This is a genomic window from Yoonia sp. R2-816 (genome assembly GCF_046762905.1).
In the GTDB taxonomy this organism is placed as follows: Bacteria; Pseudomonadota; Alphaproteobacteria; order Rhodobacterales; family Rhodobacteraceae; genus Yoonia.
Genome location: NZ_JBKQXN010000315.1, coordinates 1 through 1,245, shown reverse-complemented (window position 1 = coordinate 1,245; position 1,245 = coordinate 1). Strand labels below are relative to the sequence as shown.

Below are 1,245 nucleotides of genomic sequence, written 5' to 3'. Positions count from 1 at the left end.
CGAACCTTCAAATACAATTCCACGGTGAATATCCCCATGCCCTCCCATCAAATGAAAGGGCAAAAGTGGCCGACTTTTACGCCGCCCGCGACAACACAACGCCGCCGCTACCGTGGCCGAGTATTGCTCCGCCGATTACATATCTGTACGGCAGCACCGGAAACGACCAGATCATCGGCGATGCTGGCGATGACCGTCTGTACGGCAATGCTGGCGATGACATTCTGTGGGGCGGTGATGACGATGACACCCTGCGGGGCGATCTGTACGGCGATGCTGGCGATGACATTCTGTACGGCGGTGATGGCGATGACAAACTGTACGGCGGTGATGGCCGGGACGATCTGTACGGCGGTGATGGCGATGACTATCTGAGTGGCGGTGATGGCGATGACGATCTGTACGGCGGTGCTCACGATGACTATCTGTACGGCGATGCTGGCGATGACGATCTGAGTGGCGATGACGGCCGGGACGATCTGTACGGCGGTGATGGCAATGACATTCTGTGGGGCGATGCTGGCGATGACATTCTGTGGGGCGGTGATGGCGATGACCGCCTGCGGGGCGGTGATGGCAATGACAATCTGTACGGCGGCGCTGGCGATGACTATCTGCGCGGCGGTGATGGCCATGACACCCTGTACGGCGATGCTGGCGATGACACCCTGTCGGGCGGTTCCGGAAGTGACAAGTTTGTCTTTAGAGACAGTTTTGGAAACGACACGATAGGAGACTTCGAAGATGGCATTGACCTTATCAGAGTTTATACCACCGGTGTATCCTACTCAGATTTGACCATCACATCGGACGGTACGGATACAGATATTTCTGTATCCGGGCACGGTTTGATTACCTTAAGGTACTTCGCCGTGACAAACCTGACGGAAGACGACTTCCTCTTCGGGTAGGATGGCTCCTCTCGAAAGGAGACTCAAGTAGGCCAGCACAGCTTCGAGAATGCGCGCAACCTCCTCGACGCTCAGCACAACGGGGATCTTCTTGGCCGCCCGCTGATAGCCCATATGCCGCTTCATCTCTAGGCGCGGGCACGTCGTCTGCGTCTTCGGCTGCAGCCCTTTGATCCGCACGTCTTCGAGAAAGCGCTGACGCAGCGCAGGAACATACTGGTCCGTCATCGGAACCTCCTGTCATCTGATTGAGAAGGCCCCAATCGTCAGGCAGACACGCCCATCTGCAAAATCGCAGCGCCCAATTCAGCGCGCATCACCCGCCACAAGCGCC

General features: G+C 57.3%; 2 protein-coding genes. One reads left to right on the top strand and one right to left on the bottom strand.

The window, feature by feature from the left end; translation table 11 throughout:
* On the top strand, positions 1 to 911 hold a 911-nt coding region (locus ACFWW2_RS21040), incomplete at its 5' end, for a calcium-binding protein (protein WP_393931509.1).
* On the opposite strand, the gene ACFWW2_RS21035 is transcribed toward ACFWW2_RS21040, so the two are convergent.
* The gene (locus ACFWW2_RS21035; protein WP_393931507.1) at positions 858 to 1,139 is read right to left on the bottom strand and encodes a hypothetical protein; all 282 of its coding nucleotides are present in this window, start codon (positions 1,137 to 1,139) and stop codon (positions 858 to 860) included. The genes ACFWW2_RS21040 and ACFWW2_RS21035 overlap by 54 nt on opposite strands.
* Positions 1,140 to 1,245 lie beyond the last annotated feature (106 nt).